At 67.5% G+C, this 14,361-nt stretch carries 13 protein-coding genes; 3 read left to right on the top strand and 10 right to left on the bottom strand.

Annotation, left to right across the window (positions count from 1 at the left end; translation table 11 throughout):
- Positions 1-120: 120 nt before the first annotated feature.
- From ASD59_RS10365 to ASD59_RS10355, 3 genes are all read right to left on the bottom strand, one after another.
- Positions 121-1,203: a hypothetical protein gene (locus ASD59_RS10365; RefSeq protein WP_235561801.1), complete on the bottom strand. Its 1,083-nt coding sequence runs from the start codon at positions 1,201-1,203 to the stop codon at positions 121-123.
- A 94-nt stretch (positions 1,204-1,297) separates the two neighbouring features.
- Entirely contained in the window at positions 1,298-2,437 is a 1,140-nt protein-coding gene (locus ASD59_RS10360; protein WP_055831549.1) for a hypothetical protein, read from the bottom strand.
- Positions 2,438-2,507: 70 nt separating this feature from the next.
- On the bottom strand, positions 2,508-3,443 hold the full coding sequence (locus tag ASD59_RS10355; protein ID WP_055831548.1) for a ribose-phosphate pyrophosphokinase: 936 nt from the start codon (positions 3,441-3,443) through the stop codon (positions 2,508-2,510).
- Between the two features lie 218 nt (positions 3,444-3,661).
- On the opposite strand from ASD59_RS10355, the gene ASD59_RS10350 reads away from it, so the two are divergent.
- Together ASD59_RS10350 and recN are read left to right on the top strand one after the other, a co-directional pair.
- Entirely contained in the window at positions 3,662-4,507 is an 846-nt protein-coding gene (locus ASD59_RS10350; protein WP_235561800.1) for an outer membrane protein assembly factor BamD, read from the top strand.
- Positions 4,508-4,669: 162 nt separating this feature from the next.
- On the top strand, positions 4,670-6,370 hold the full coding sequence (gene recN / locus ASD59_RS10345) for a DNA repair protein RecN (RefSeq protein WP_055831546.1): 1,701 nt from the start codon (positions 4,670-4,672) through the stop codon (positions 6,368-6,370).
- 157 nt (positions 6,371-6,527) lie between these two features.
- On the opposite strand, the gene ASD59_RS10340 is transcribed toward recN, so the two are convergent.
- Positions 6,528-7,985 carry a sensor histidine kinase gene (locus ASD59_RS10340; RefSeq protein ID WP_055831545.1) on the bottom strand — a complete coding sequence of 486 codons (1,458 nt, stop codon included), beginning with the start codon at positions 7,983-7,985 and terminating at the stop codon, positions 6,528-6,530.
- A 558-nt stretch (positions 7,986-8,543) separates the two neighbouring features.
- On the opposite strand from ASD59_RS10340, the gene ASD59_RS14295 reads away from it, so the two are divergent.
- On the top strand, positions 8,544-9,020 hold the full coding sequence (locus ASD59_RS14295) for a hypothetical protein (protein WP_156377006.1): 477 nt from the start codon (positions 8,544-8,546) through the stop codon (positions 9,018-9,020).
- Positions 9,021-9,146: 126 nt separating this feature from the next.
- Here the strand turns inward: ASD59_RS14295 and ASD59_RS10330 are convergent, their stop codons facing one another.
- The 6 genes from ASD59_RS10330 to ASD59_RS10305 all read right to left on the bottom strand — a co-directional run bounded on the left by ASD59_RS10330 (position 9,147) and on the right by ASD59_RS10305 (position 14,356).
- Entirely contained in the window at positions 9,147-10,892 is a 1,746-nt protein-coding gene (locus ASD59_RS10330) for an ATP-binding protein (protein ID WP_055831543.1), read from the bottom strand.
- 552 nt (positions 10,893-11,444) lie between these two features.
- Entirely contained in the window at positions 11,445-12,248 is an 804-nt protein-coding gene (locus ASD59_RS10325; RefSeq protein ID WP_055831542.1) for an inositol monophosphatase family protein, read from the bottom strand.
- A 104-nt stretch (positions 12,249-12,352) separates the two neighbouring features.
- A complete protein-coding gene (gene efp, locus ASD59_RS10320; protein ID WP_055831541.1) occupies positions 12,353-12,919 on the bottom strand; it encodes an elongation factor P in 567 nt (188 codons plus the stop codon).
- A gap of 91 nt (positions 12,920-13,010) precedes the next feature.
- Positions 13,011-13,559 carry a tryptophan-rich sensory protein gene (locus tag ASD59_RS10315; protein ID WP_055831540.1) on the bottom strand — a complete coding sequence of 183 codons (549 nt, stop codon included), beginning with the start codon at positions 13,557-13,559 and terminating at the stop codon, positions 13,011-13,013.
- Between the two features lie 54 nt (positions 13,560-13,613).
- The gene (locus ASD59_RS10310; protein ID WP_055831539.1) at positions 13,614-13,856 is read right to left on the bottom strand and encodes a helix-turn-helix domain-containing protein; all 243 of its coding nucleotides are present in this window, start codon (positions 13,854-13,856) and stop codon (positions 13,614-13,616) included.
- Positions 13,856-14,356 carry a DUF2975 domain-containing protein gene (locus tag ASD59_RS10305; protein WP_055831538.1) on the bottom strand — a complete coding sequence of 167 codons (501 nt, stop codon included), beginning with the start codon at positions 14,354-14,356 and terminating at the stop codon, positions 13,856-13,858. Before ASD59_RS10305 ends, ASD59_RS10310 begins: the two co-directional genes overlap by 1 nt.
- Between the last annotated feature and the right edge of the window lie 5 nt (positions 14,357-14,361).

Here is a 14,361-nt window from a genome sequence, read left to right as displayed (position 1 = left end):
AACGCCGCGCTGACCAGTCAGCCCTCGCGGCGGGGTCTAGGGACCCTGAATTCAAGAGCGCGGGTCATTACACGCAAGAACCCCCGGACGCAACAGGCCGGGCGTCGCTTGTACGCCGGTTCAGCCGCCGTTGTTCAGCGACGCCGTCGCGGCGGTGGAGGCCGCGGCGGCTTCCGCGGCCACGGGAGTCTGCTCCGGCGCCCCGCCCGCCACGGCGGTCAGGGGAAGCTCCGGCGGCGCGGGGGTGATGTTCTGGGCCGTGCAGGTGGCCAGATCGCGGGCCACGTGGCGGCCGACGCAGAACATGTCCTCATAGCTGGGCCGGGAGGCGGCCAGGCACTGGAACAGCATCAGTTTGGACATGTTGAGGCAGAATTCGCTGTTCTGCTCGACCGTCAGGGCTTCGGTGCTGGCCCGGGCGTCGTCGCCCCCCGCGCCCAGGGCCGCCAGGGCGGCCACGGCGAGGGAACGGATCACGGCGGGCGTGTAGGGCGGGCCTGAACGGGCGGGGCCCACGCCCAGTCCCGAGCCGTTGTTGGCGGCGGCGAACAGCCGGGCCGACTCCTCGGCGGACGGCAGCATCTGCACGGCCGACAGCGACTTGGCGCCCTCCAGCCGGGTGACGCGGTCGGAAATGTGCACCGTGGCCCAGCGGCGGCGCGGATCGCCGCGCCCCTGGATCGTATAGGCGTCTTCCTCGACGGCTTCGGCGATCAGCATCATGGCCGCCGAGTCGCGGCCGATGGTGTCGACGATCAGGCCGGCGGCGGCGTCCGCCCCGGGGAAGGTGGCGGCGGCGGCGGGGTCGGCGAGGATGCGGGCGATCATCTGCTGGCGCTGGACCGGATCGGCGGCATAGGTGCGCACGCCCTGCACGAACTCCGGCGATTGCAGCGCCAGGATCGAGCCATAGGCGATCATGCCCCGCGAGAGCTGGGCCGGTTCATAGGACGCGCCCTTGCGGATCGCGGCCTGGATGGCCTCGGCGCTGTCGAAACCGGCGCGGATCGTGCCGACCTCGCGCATGAAGGCGACGTAGATCGAGGCGGCCTGGGCCACCCCCTCGTTCAGGTTGACGGCGGGCGGCGGCGACGGCGGCGGCGGCGGGGCGGGGGCGGGTTCCGGCTCAGGCGTGGCGCAACTGGCCAGGACAAGGGCGGTGACGGCGGCGGCGACCGAGAGGCCGCGACGCGGATAGGCCATGAACATCCGAGATTCCCCAGCTCACTCACGGCGTCTTCGCGGGACGCCGAAACTCAAGACGCCTTATAAGGCGCCGCGAATCGTTTGCCGATCACTAATCCGCCAGCGGGATCGGCGCGCCGGTCCCGATATTCAGCTGCTGGGTCGGCGAGACGGGCGTGCGCTCGGGCGGGTCCAGCGGCGCGGTGACGATCGCCGGTCGGGGAGGCCCGGCGGGAACGATGTCCGACACCGTGACGGTCGCCGCCGGCAGGGCCGCGCTGCGGGTGCAGGTCGCCAGATCGCGCACGATATGCCGCCCGACGCAGAACATGTCCTCGTAGCTGGGCCGGGACGCCGCCAGGCACTGGTAGAGGTTCAGTTTGGACTCGTTCAGGCAGTTGTTGCTGACCGGCTCGGACTGCAGGGCGGCGGTATTGGCCCGCGCATCCTCGCCGGCGGCGCCGAGGGCCGCCAGGGCGGCGAGGGCGAGGGCGTTCGCCACCACCGGCGGATAGGGGGCCTCGCGACGCCGCGACCCCGCGATGGTCACGCCGGCGCCGCTGTTGCCCGCGGCGAACAGGCGGGCCGACTCCGTGGCCGAGGGCAGCATGGTCTGGCCCGAAAGGGCCTTGGCGCCGGCCAACCGGGTTTCGCGGTCGGTGATATGGGCGATCGCCCACGACCGCCGGCCGTCGGCCTGGACCGCATAGGCGTCGTTCTCCACCGAGTTGGCCGCCGCGGTCAGGGCGTCGATGTCGGCGTCCAGGGCCGCCATGATCAGGCCGGCCGCCTCGTCCGCGCCCGGCATGTATGAGGCGGTGCGCGGGTCGGCGACGATGTCGGCGATCATCTTCTGCCGGCCCGTCGGGTTGACGCCGTACTGGTTGACGCCGGCGACGAACGCCGGCGATTGCAGGGCGACGATGGAGGCGTAGGCCACCATGCCGCGCGAAATCTGGCCGGGATCATAGGCCGAACCCTTGCGCAGGGCGGCCTGGATCGCTTCGGGGTTTTCAAAGCCGCCGCGGATGGTGGCGATGTCGCGGGCGAAGGCGAGATAGACCGCCGCGTCCTCGGCGACGCCTTGCGACAGGTTGATCGCCGGCGGCGTCCGCGCGGCCAGGGCGGCGGCCTCGGCGACGCGCGCGGCCTCGGCCTCGGCTTCGGCCTTGCCCGAGGCGCAGCCCGCCAGAACCGCGGCCGCGCACAGGGCGGCCAGCGATAGGCCGCGTCGCATCATTGCCGAATGCATGGAGTCTCCTCGAACTGTCCGTCGTGGAGCAGAGAACGCGCTCCCGGCCAATTTGAGGCAGGCGAATCGGTCAATCGAACAGTTTGGAGACCGATTCCTCGTTGGCGATCCGCCGGATGGCCTCGCCGATCAGCGGAGCGACCGAGACCGTGCGGATCTTGGCGCAGGTCAAAACTTCGTGCGGCTGCTCGATGGAGTCGGTGATGACCAGCTCCTTCAGCGGCCCGTCGGTCACCCGCTGGACGGCCGGCCCGGACAGGACGCCGTGGCTGATGTAGGCCGAAACCTCGGTCGCGCCCTTGTCCATCAGCGCCTTGGCCGCGTTCACCAGGGTGCCGCCGGAATCGACGATGTCGTCGAACAGGATGCAGCGCCGGCCCTCGACGTCGCCGATGATGTTCATGACCTCGCTCTCGCCCGCCCGGGCGCGGCGCTTGTCGACGATGGCGAGGTCGGCGTTGAGGCGCGAGGCCAGCGAGCGGGCCCGGACCACGCCGCCGACGTCGGGCGACACGATCATCAGGTCGTCGCCGCGCGGATAGTGGTCCTTGATGTCCTGGGCCAGCACCGGGGTGGCGACCAGGTTGTCCGTCGGGATGTCGAAGAAGCCCTGGATCTGGCCGGCGTGCAGATCCATCGTCAGGACCCGGTGCGCGCCCGCCCGGGTGATCATGTTCGCCACCAGCTTGGCCGAGATGGGCGTGCGGCCGCCCGTCTTCCGGTCCTGCCGGGCGTAGCCGAAATAGGGCATGACCGCCGTGATCCGCCGGGCCGAGGCGCGCACCAGCGCATCGGTCATGATCAGCAGCTCCATCAGGTTGTCATTGGCCGGATAGCTGGTCGACTGGACGATGAAGACGTCCTCGCCGCGGACGTTCTCCTCGATCACGGCGAAGACCTCGTTGTCGGCGAACCGTTTCACCTGGGCCTTGGTCAGGGGCATGTCGAGGTGGGCGGCGATCGCCTGGGACAGGGTCCGGTTGGAGTTGCCAGAGAGCAGCTTCATGTCCGGTCATCCTTTCGCCGTCATCGCCGGGCTGAGAATGCCGCCGTGGCGCTGGCGCGCTACATACCAGCGGATGGGCCGGCCACAAGGCGCGACGCGTCTTTTTGCAGGTCTTCTTCGCGCATTGGCGCGGACAAGTCCGCTGGTGTAGAGATCGCGTCTCGTTTCCGGGGGCGCCGACGGGTTCGCGCTCGCCGGCTTGAATTTTGAGGTCGTCCTTGCCTGCTTACAATTTCCGCGCCGGCCTGATCCTGGCCACCGTGGCTGTTTCGGCCCTGACGATCTCGGCCTGTAGCGGCCGCACCAATCGTCCGCGTCTGGCCTATGAGGAGCGCCCGGTCGAGGCGCTCTACAACACCGGCTACCAGCGCCTGCAGAGCCAGCGCTGGGCCGACGCGATCGACTATTTCCAGGAGGTCGAGCGCCAGCATCCGTATTCGGAATGGTCGCGCCGCGCGATCCTGATGCAGATCTACGCCTACTACCAGAACAACAACTACGCCGACGCCATCGCCGCGTCGGACCGGTTCATCCAGCTCTTCCCAGGCAATCCCAGCGCGCCCTACGCCTTCTACATGAAGGCCCTGTGCAATTTCGAACAGATCACCGACGTCGGCCGCGACCAGGGCTATGCCCAGGCGGCCCTCGACGGGCTGAAGGATGTGCAGCGCCGCTATCCCGGCACGTCCTACGCCATCGACGCCACGGTCAAGATCGACATGGTCAACGACCAGCTGGCCGGCAAGGAAATGGCCATCGGCCGCTACTACCAGCGCGCCGGCCAGCCGCTGGCGGCGCTCAACCGCTACAAGACCGTGATCGACAACGAAGCCTACCAGCGCACCTCGCACACCCCCGAGGCCCTGTACCGTCTGGTCGAGGTCAATCTGACGCTGGGCCTGAAGGAAGAGGCGACCCGCAACGGCGCCGTGCTCGGCTTCAACTATCCCGGCAGCCCCTGGTACGCCGAGGCCTACGCCCTGCTGACCGAGGACGGCCGCCAGCCCGACGTCGCCCCGACCGGCCAGCGTGAAAGCTGGCTGCGCCGGATCATCCCGGGCTGATCTTCAACGACCCGTCATCTCGGGCTTGTCCCGAGGACCCATTGGTCAGCATTCTCCGGCGTCGCCGGTGAAACGATTCGCTTTGTCCCACGCCCATCTCTCCTGCCCCGGACAAATGGGCCCTCGGGACAAGCCCGAGGGTGACGGATGGAGGGTGTTCGCATGCTGACCGCCCTCTCCATCCGCGACATCGTGCTGGTCGACGCGCTCGACCTCGAGGTCGACGGCGGCCTGACCGTGCTGACCGGCGAGACCGGGGCCGGCAAGTCGATCATTCTCGACGCCCTCGGCCTGGCGCTGGGGGCGCGCGCGGACGCCGGACTGGTGCGGGCGGGGGCCAAACAGGCCTCGGCCACCGCCGTCTTCACCGCCCCTGACGACCCCGCCCTGATCGCCATGATCGTCGAGCGCGGCTTCGACGTCGCCCCGGGCGAGGAGCTGATCCTGCGTCGCACCGTGGCCGCCGACGGCCGCAGCCGCGCCTTCGTCAACGACCAGCCGGCGGGCGTGACCGCCCTGCGCGAGATCGGTCAGGCCCTGGTCGAGGTCCACGGCCAGCACGAGACCGTCGGCCTGCTGGACTGGAAGACCCACCGCGCCCTGCTCGACAACTACGGCGGCCTGCAGCCCCAGCTGGACGGCGTGGCCGGCGCCGCCGACCGGCTGAAGACCGCCGAACGCGCCGTCTCGGACCTCAGGGCCGCCGCGGCCGACGCCGCCGCCCACGCCGAGGAGCTGACGCAGAACCTCGCCGAGCTCGACGAACTCGACCCCCGCCCCGACGAGGAGACCGAACTGGCCGGCGAACGCGCCATCCTCGGCGCGGCGGAAAAGGCCATCGGCGACCTGGCGGACGCCCGCACCCAGCTGGGCGGCGACAAGCTGTCCCAGAAGCTGTCGGCGGCCCTGCGCGCCGTCGAGCACGCGCGCCAGCGGGCCGGCCAGGCGGGGACGGATCCCGAGCACCCGCTGCTGCAGAAACTGTCCGCCGCGGCGGAAGCCATCGACCGGACCATGGTCGAGGCCGAGGAGGCCATCGCCTGCGTCGACGCCGCCGCCAACGCCTTCGACTTCGAGCCGGGTCGGCTCGACAAGGCCGAGGAGCGGCTGTTCGCCCTGCGCGCCGCCGCCCGCAAGCTGAATACGTCGGTCGAGAGTCTGCCCGTGCTGCGCGTCCGCTTCCGCGAGAAGCTGCGCCTGATCGAGGACGGCGCCGAGGCCATCACCGCCGCCGAACGCGCCGCCTCGGCCGCGCGCGAGGCCTATGATGTGGCGGCGATGCTGCTGACCTCGGCGCGCGAGGCCGCCGCCGACCGTCTGACCGCCTCGGTGATGACCGAACTGGGGCCGCTGAAACTGGACCGCGCCCGCTTCCGCGTCGCCTTCGAGCCCGTGACCGAAGGCCGCCGGGGACCGCTGGGCGTCGAGACCGTCCGCTTCGAGATCGCCACCAACGCCGGAACCGCCTTCGGCCCGCTGGACGCCATCGCCTCGGGCGGCGAGCTGGCCCGCTTCGCCCTGGCCATGAAGGCGGCGCTGGCCGGGCGCGAGGACCAGCGCCAGCCGGTGATGATCTTCGACGAGGTCGACCAGGGCGTGGGCGGCGCCGTCGCCTCGGCCGTCGGGGCGCGCCTGCAACGGCTGTCGCATGGCGCCCAGGTCCTGGTCGTGACCCACAGCCCCCAGGTCGCCGCTCGCGGCCACGCCCACTGGAAGGTCCGCAAGGCCGACGCGGGCGGCATGACCACGACGACCGTCGACACGCTGGACGACGACGCCCGCCGCGAGGAGATCGCCCGCATGCTGTCGGGGGCGGTGGTCACCGACGAGGCGCGGGCGGCGGCGCGGTCGCTGATCGGGTAAGGGGACGACGGGGCGCGCCTCTTCAAGCGGACGTTCCGGAGGTCGCCTTTGGGTGGAAAGCGGACGCTGACCCCCCGAGCAGTCGTGCCATGCCGGTCACTCTTAGGGTGTAACAGGCACCTCGAGTGTGCGGTGCCTTCACCGGCCTCAACGGCCATCAGGCCGCCGGGAACACGATCTCATAGATCATCCCGTCGTCGGAATAGGTAACCTCCACATTGCCGCCGAGGTCGTGCCGGGCACTCGTTTGGATGAGCTTTGTACCGAAGCCCGTTCGCTCAGGCTTCCGACAGGGGCCGACGCCCATTTCGCGCCACGCAATGCGGGTCAGTGATGACGGCTCCGACAGAGCTTCGCAGGTGATGGTGATCGTGCCGTTTGGCTTTCCGAGAGCACCATATTTGACTGCGTTGGTGGCCAACTCGTGGAAGATGAGCCCCAAGCTCAACGCGGTCTTCGCCTCTACGTACAGCTCGCAACCCTCGATCTGGAGCTGGGGGCTCTGCCGTGAGAGGTGCACCCCCACCACGTCGTTGATCAACTCGCGTATGTCCGTCGCGCCCCATTGGGATTTCGTCAGAAGGCTGTGCGAAGCAGACAGGCTTGTCAGCCTTTGGGTGAAATCCTGAGTATAGGATTTGACGCTCACTGCGTCTCTGGCGGTTAGCGCCGCCATACTGGACACGACCGCCAACAGGTTCTTCGTCCGGTGATCCAGTTCCCCGAGAAGGAGCAGCTGATGCTGCCGGTCCCTCTCACGCTCCAGCGCCCGCCCGGCTTGGGCCGCTATGGTTTCGGCGACCAGGACGCGATCAGGCTCCTTTCGCATAGGAACAGGCGAGAAGAACTCGAGTACCGCCACCACTTGCCCTCGCGCAGTGATTGGTATGGCGAAGGCAGCCCCGATGCCGAGATCACGGCTATCTCCGCGAACGAACTTCTGCGCCATGTCCGCGTCATCGATCCACTCGCTTTTCGTTCCCGCCCAGACCCTCCCGGGAAGGCCGTAGCCGCGTGGGAACCGGGTGCGTTTAGTCGCCTCTCTTAGGTTTCCGTAGTCCAAGACGTCCCCGGTCCAAAAATGATCCGACAGATGTTCGGATTCCGGACGTGCGAGAAACGCATGACCAATAGGCCAACCGAGAAGGTCACAGATAGATTCTAGGCAAAGCTGGATCACGTCATCCAACGAACCGGACTCCGCTGCAACGCTGGCGACCCGGTGCAACAGAGCCGCTTCGTGGGCCCTTCGTTCCAACGCCTCCATGGTGGCCTTCGACGAGGACACGTCCCTGATGAAGGCTAGGAACACCTCTTCGCTCCCGAGACGCACAGGGGAGATGGAAAGCTCTATCGGGAACTCCTCGCCAGACCGCCGCAACGCCGTGATCTCGATTCTGGTCCGAAGCACCGGCCCTTCACCAGATGTCAGATAGTGCCTCAGGCCGGCGTGGTGCCGCTCCCGAAAATGGGCGGGCACGATGAACTGCGCCATTTCCTGATCTAAGACATCGGCACGGTCCCAGCCGAACACTCGGGCAGCCTCGTCGCTCCACTCAGCGACGGTCCCATCGGAACGCATCACTACAACCGCATCCATGGACGTGGCGAGCACGAGCTCGAGAGTATCAGTCGGTACCAAGAAGATTACGCCCTAGATTGGCGCTGAGTTTGGCAAAGAACGATCCCAAGGCAAAGAGCCTAGTCCGCTTTGGGTCAGGAGCGGGTTGTCGCCTAAGGGTGGGAAGCGGACCTGCTTAGGAGTCGGGATTGAAGCCCCAACTGGTTGCGCTCCGGGTTCCAACCGCCAGCTTGGCGGCAGTTGCCCTTAGCCTCATCTCGGACTGTGCTTGGACTGTCGGGACGGAGAAGACAGCTTTGTTTGCCCCCGCCTGATATCGGACTTCCGTGCTGGCGTTTCGGGCTTCTTCGGCAGCGACGAAGCGCGCCACCTCGCCGGGCGCTCCTTCCACTTCGAGCGTGTGGGTCGAGGACGGTGACGAGCATCCGACCAGAGCCAGCGCCGCCAACGCCACCTTGAATAACTTCATCACCCTCAACCTCCGCGAGCCCAAGGCATGACCATAGCGGGTGGAGCAATGTCTGCAACGGGTCGGGAGCCGACTGTTGCCTAAGGGTGGTAAGCGGACGTCGATTGGTGGAAGCTACCGCCATGACTATTCGCCGACGCTCTCCTACCATTTCTCTTTTCGCCACGGTGTTTGCGGTGGCCGGAGTGTCCGCCTGCGGCGCACCACCGCCGATGTCAGTCGCGGATCACTCATTCGACAAAGCGATTTCAGCAGCTTTGGCGGATGGCCAACCTATTGCGGTCACCTCAATGGAGCCGGGTGGCTGGACTATGGTTTGCGTCGTTGGTGAGCAACGACCAGCGGACATGTTGCCCGGCCAAGCCGCGCTCCCCGGCGAGGAGGCGTTTGAGAGCTTGTTTGATGCGGCGGCTTACAGATCAGGGCCGAGTTCCGCTTTCGCGTTCCTCTACGACGAGGGGGTCGAGATGCGACCGGTAAACAGCATCAATGTGAACATGGGCCAGCCCATCAACAGATGCGTTTCGAGAGAACAGGCCATTCTGGTCCCGGACGGAGAAGGCGGTTGGCGGTTCCGGGACTTCCCCCCGGAGAGCTAGGACCCGCTAACGTCCGCAATGGGTCGGAAGCCGACCGTCGCCTAAGGCTGGAAAGCGGACGTGTGGCGAGCCTAAGCCATACGATGGAGAAGATGTAGGCCGGGCTGTGAGAGCCGATCGGGTGCTCTAGGCCGCCGCTGACTCCGCTGCCGCGACAGGGCCGGCAAGGGCGCTCTCTATCGCCCGGTGAAGCGCATCAATCCGCACGGGCTTGGAGATGTGGCTGTCGGCGCCGGCCGCTGCGCTCGCGGCGACGTGCTCCGGGAGAGCGTTCGCGGTCACCATGATAATCGGCGTCCGGGCGGACCCGCGGGTTTTTTCGAGCCGGCGGATTTCCCTGACCGCCGAAACGCCGTCCATGACCGGCATCTGCATATCCATCAGGATCACGTCGAAGTTTTCGGCGAGGCAGGCGGCGACAGCCTCGGCGCCGTCCTCGACCTGGACCAGTTCGCAGCCCGAGGGGGCCAGCATCATTTCGAGGACCTTGCGGTTCACCGGGTGATCGTCCGCGATGAGGATCCTCAACCCGGGCGCCTCGACGGGGTTTGCCGGACTCTCCTCTGGCTGGGACGGGGCCTCTGCTCGCGCGAGAGGCAATGTGGTCCAGAAGCGCGAACCCGCCCCGAGCGTGCTGGAGCAGTCGACCGTTCCTCCCATCAGGCTGGCGAGTTCCGCACAAATGGCCAATCCGAGGCCCGTGCCGCCATAGCGCCGGGTGATGGTGCCGTCCGCCTGCTGGAAGCGGCCGAAGATGTCGGTATGCGTGGCGTCGAACCCGATTCCCGTGTCCTCAACCGCAAGGGTGAGCAGGTTCTCGCTCAGGCTCACGGTCACGCGCACCTCCCCGCGGGCCGTGAATTTGATCGCGTTCGATACGAAATTGCTGATGATCTGGCGAATGCGGACGGGATCGCCGAGGAAGTGCTCATCCGCTTCCGGGACGATATCGACCGTCAGCAGGGTCCCCTTGTCGGACGCCTGCGCCTGATGGAGGGCGACGGCGGAACGGACCGTGTCGCCGACATGGAAGGGAATCTGCTCGACAGCGAGCTTGCCTGAATCAATCCGGGCCGCGTCGAGGATATCGGACAACAGCCTTTCCAGGCTTTCCCCCGACGAACGGATGGTCTGCACCATGTACGCCGCCTCCGGGTCGAGCGACCGACGGGAGAGAGCATCGGCCATCGCCACGACGCCGTTCAGGGGCGTGCGAATTTCGTGCGACATGTTCGCGAGGAAGACGCTCTTGGCCTTGTTCGCGGCATCCGCCTGACGCTTCTGGTACTTGACGGCCGCCGAGGTCATGAACAGGCGCTGGTGTGTGATGACGGCGCTGACCGCGGTTGCTGCGCCAAATCCGACGACGACCACCATGGCGACCTGGCTTGCGATCAACTCCGCCGGGGTGAGGGGAATGACCCAGGGCGTCGCCAGGAGCGCCACGGCCGGGGGGAGACCACAGGCGAGCATGTGGATGGGGGTTCTGAAGCAGGAGCCGATCGCATAGACCGCGACCCCGGCGACCAGGGCCACGCCCACCATGCTCGGGGCCGGCTGATGGGTGCCCACGAGCAGCAGGGAACCGGCGCACCAGCCGATCGCGGTGACGGCCGAAGCCCCCATTCGCAGCGCGCGCGAGGTGTTGGGATGACTCGCCATGAATTTCGGGAGGCAGGCGATCGTCAGCGCGGCCTCCGCCGCCAACATCAGGAGAAGCCAGGCTCCGACCTGAAGCGGGCTCAGAAACTGAAAAAGGACGCCCGAAATTACGATGAAGAGCGCCGTTCTCACCCAGAACTTCTTGCGGCTTAGACGCGCGCTGCGATCGAGCCGCTCATCGAAGCAAAGCCAATTCAAAATATTGCGCATCAGGCCTCCCAGGATGAAGCAATGTCCGAGGCAACTTGAGATATTGTGAATCGCGCGCCGCCCCTTTTAGGGGAACCACAGCGCCTCTCGACATGGAGACTCTCGCCCCCTCCGACCCGCCCTTTCGGGGACAGGAATCCGCGACTTCCGCCCCGTCTGACAGACGCCGGCTCGCCGAAAACCGGCCTGCGACCGTTTCTGACGCAGGCCCGTGCATAATAGCCAAATGCCCGCCGGGCCTGGTCTTTGACAGTGTTGAACACGTCGGCTCCGCTGCCCAGGGGCGGGTCAACCGTCCTTCGCAGGCACGGCCTGATCCACAGGAATCGCCGTCCCGCATTTTTTCGCGGGACTCCGGGACTCTCTGCCCTTGGACGGCGGTCCAGAATTTCAAAATTCCGCTCATCCCCGCGAAAGCGGGGACCCGGTCCTTTCCAGCTACGCCGGCGTTCGTGGACGAGCGTTCCCGGCTCACTGGAACCGCTGAACCGCCCAAAGAACGGGGGCCCCGCTTTCGCGGGGATGAGCGGATTGGGGGCGCGCGAAGGGGGGCTACCCCCGCAACACCTTCAGCAACTGCGGATGCAGCTCCGAGTTCGTGGCCAGGATCTGCCCGCCCGTTTCCGGCCGGCCCTCGCCGTCGATGGTGGTCACAATCCCCCCCGCCTCGGTGACGAACAATATGCCCGCCGCCACGTCCCATGGCTGCAGGTTGCGCTCATAATAGGCGTCGTACCGTCCCGCCGCGACCCAGGCGAAGTCCAGCGCCGCCGAGCCCAGACGGCGGATGCCGGCGACGCGCTGGCCAATGGCGTGGATGTCCTTGATGGCCTGGGCATGGCCCGTCTTGCCGATGAAGGGCAGGCCGGTGGCGATCAGGCTTTCCGACAGGTCGCGGCGTCCGGCGACGCGGATGCGCGTGTCATTGAGATAGCAGCCCTTGCCCTTCTCGGCCCAGAACAGCTCGTTCATCACCGGATTGTAGGTCACGCCCGCGACGATCTCGGACGCTCCGTCCGGCGCGGTGCGCTGCAGCCCCACGGTGATGGCGAAATGGGGCATGGCGTGCATGAAGTTGGTCGTGCCGTCGATCGGGTCGACGATCCACATGTGGGACTTGTCGGTCCCCTCCATCATGCCGCGCTCCTCGCCCAGGAAGCCGTAACCCGGGCGGGCCTTCATCAGCAGTTCGTACAGGGTGTCCTCGGCGCGGATGTCGGCGGCGGTGACGAAGTCGCCGGGTCCCTTGCGCGACACCTGCAACTGGGCGACCTCGCCGAAGTCGCGCAGCATCGGCCGGGCGGTCTTGCGGACCGCGTCGATCATCACGGAAACGAGGGCTGAGGCGAGGGCCATGGGGATCTCCTGGTCCGAAGGTCCTTCAAAGGCGACAGCCCGGACAGTCGGAGAAGGTCATGGAGGCGCAGGATCGCGCCTCCGGGTCGCGGCGTCGGTCGGGCCTATTCGGCGCGGCGGACGTATTCGCCGGTCGTGGTGTCGACGACGATGCGTTCGCCGACGCCCATGTACGGCGGGATCATGATGCGCACGCCGTTGTTGGCGATGGCGGGCTTGTAGGAGGAGGAGGCGGTCTGGCCCTTCACGGTGGGCTCGGTCTCGACGACTTCCAGAGTGACCTGGTCGGGCAGGGTCAGGCCGATGGGCCGTTCCTCGTGCATTTCGATGACGACCTTCATGCCGTCCTGCAGATAGGCGACGCGGTCCTCGCCGACCCAGTCCTTCTGGAGTTCGGTCTGCTCGTAGGTGGCGTCGTCCATGAAGACCAGGGCGTCGCCCTGCTCGTACAGGAACGAGAAGTCCTTCTGTTCCAGCGTGACGCGCTCGACCTTGTCTTCCGACCGGAAGCGTTCGCTCAGCTTGTTGCCGGTTTCGAGGTTCTTGGCCTCGATGTTGGCGAAGGCGCCGCCCTTGCCCGGTTTGACGTGGCTGGCCTTGGTCACGACCCACAGGCCCTTGTTGTGCTCAAGGACCATGCCGGGCTTGATGTTGTTGCCGTTGATCTTCATCGGGTTCTCGGAAGGGATTGGGCGCAGCCCCGTGGCGCGCGCGAACGGGCGCAGTCCCTAGAGGATGCGGCGTGATCCGGCAAGGCGCGGGTCAGTGAACCGTCGGCGCCTGGTCCCGCGACTTTCCCTGAACCAGATTGGCAAGATGCACCGAGCCGCCGCTGGGGGCGGCCAGCTTGCCGGCGCGATTGTCCAGCTTGCGCGCCTCGTGGGCGAAGGCGGCGGCGAGGCCGGCGGACGACATGGCGGCGGCGATCTGCAGGCCGCGGCTGGCGGGCCGCATGGCGATCCACACCGCGTTCAGCGCCTGTGCCGCGGCCCACAGGCCCATGGCCGTGGTGCGCTCGGGCCGGGCAGGGGCGTTCCAGACGCGCACCGCCGACAAGGTGGTGACCGAGAAGACGGCGGGCAGGATCAGGCTCAGCGGCCCGCGCGGACGCTCGGTGATCGGCGCGTCGTCGTCCGCCAGATGTATCGGCCGGGGCCGGATCGTGGTCCGCGCCAGCAGGGTGGCGCCGAGGGCGAAGCCGACGGTCACAGCCACGCCCAGGATGACATGGCCGATGTCGCGCTCGTTGGCGTTGAGGAAGTCGCCGGCGGCGTCGCGCGCGTCGTCAAGGATGTCGTCGATGTCGTTCACGCGTGGCTCTCCCGGTCTGCGGACAGACAATGGCGGGCGAGGGCGGCGGTTCCGTCAGACCTCGTCGTCCTCGACCGGGGCCAGATCGGCGGGATCGAAGCCGTAGTCCAGCAGGTCGCCCGGCCTGCAGTCCAGCGCCGCGCACAGCCGCGCCAGGGTGCGGAAGCGGATGCCCTTCACCTTGCCCGATCGGAACAGTGACAGCTGGGTCTCGCTCAGGCCGACCTCGGCCGCGAGGTCGCGCGCCTTCAGGCCCTTCTTCACGATCAGGGCGTCGAGGGTCACGCGGACGGGCATCAGATCATCTCGTCCAGCTCGGCCTGCATCCGGCCGGCCTGATCGACCACCCGGCCCAGCAGGAACAACGCCCCGCCGATCATCCCCAGCGTCATCCCCGCCACGTCAAAGTGCAGGAAGCCGCCGCGCCCGTTTTCGACCAGCCGGACGAGGTTGGACACCACGAATACGCTCAGCACGCCGCCCAGTCCCAGCGACAGTCCCACCCGCCGCAGGGCCGAGGACAGGGTCGGCTGGATCAGCCGTCCCCTCGCCAGCTGGCCCATGGCCGATCCGATCGACCAGACGCCGAACAGATAGAAGGCCGTCGGGCTGAACCAGATCAGGCCGGCGATCGTGCTGGCCTGCAGAGGCGCGCGGCCCTCGCGCAGCCAGAAGATCAGCGGCGCGCCGACCCAGGTCAGCAGCAGCCCGCCTCCCACGGTGACGACCATGAAGACAGCCAGCCAGCGGAACTGGCCGCACATACGACGAAAACGGACGAGATCGGTCTGGCTCACGCGGC

The sequence above is a fragment of the Brevundimonas sp. Root608 genome (assembly GCF_001427825.1).
Lineage (GTDB): Bacteria > Pseudomonadota > Alphaproteobacteria > Caulobacterales > Caulobacteraceae > Brevundimonas.
The sequence above is the reverse complement of the archived record's forward strand: the minus strand, read 5'-3'. Positions and strand labels throughout refer to the sequence as shown.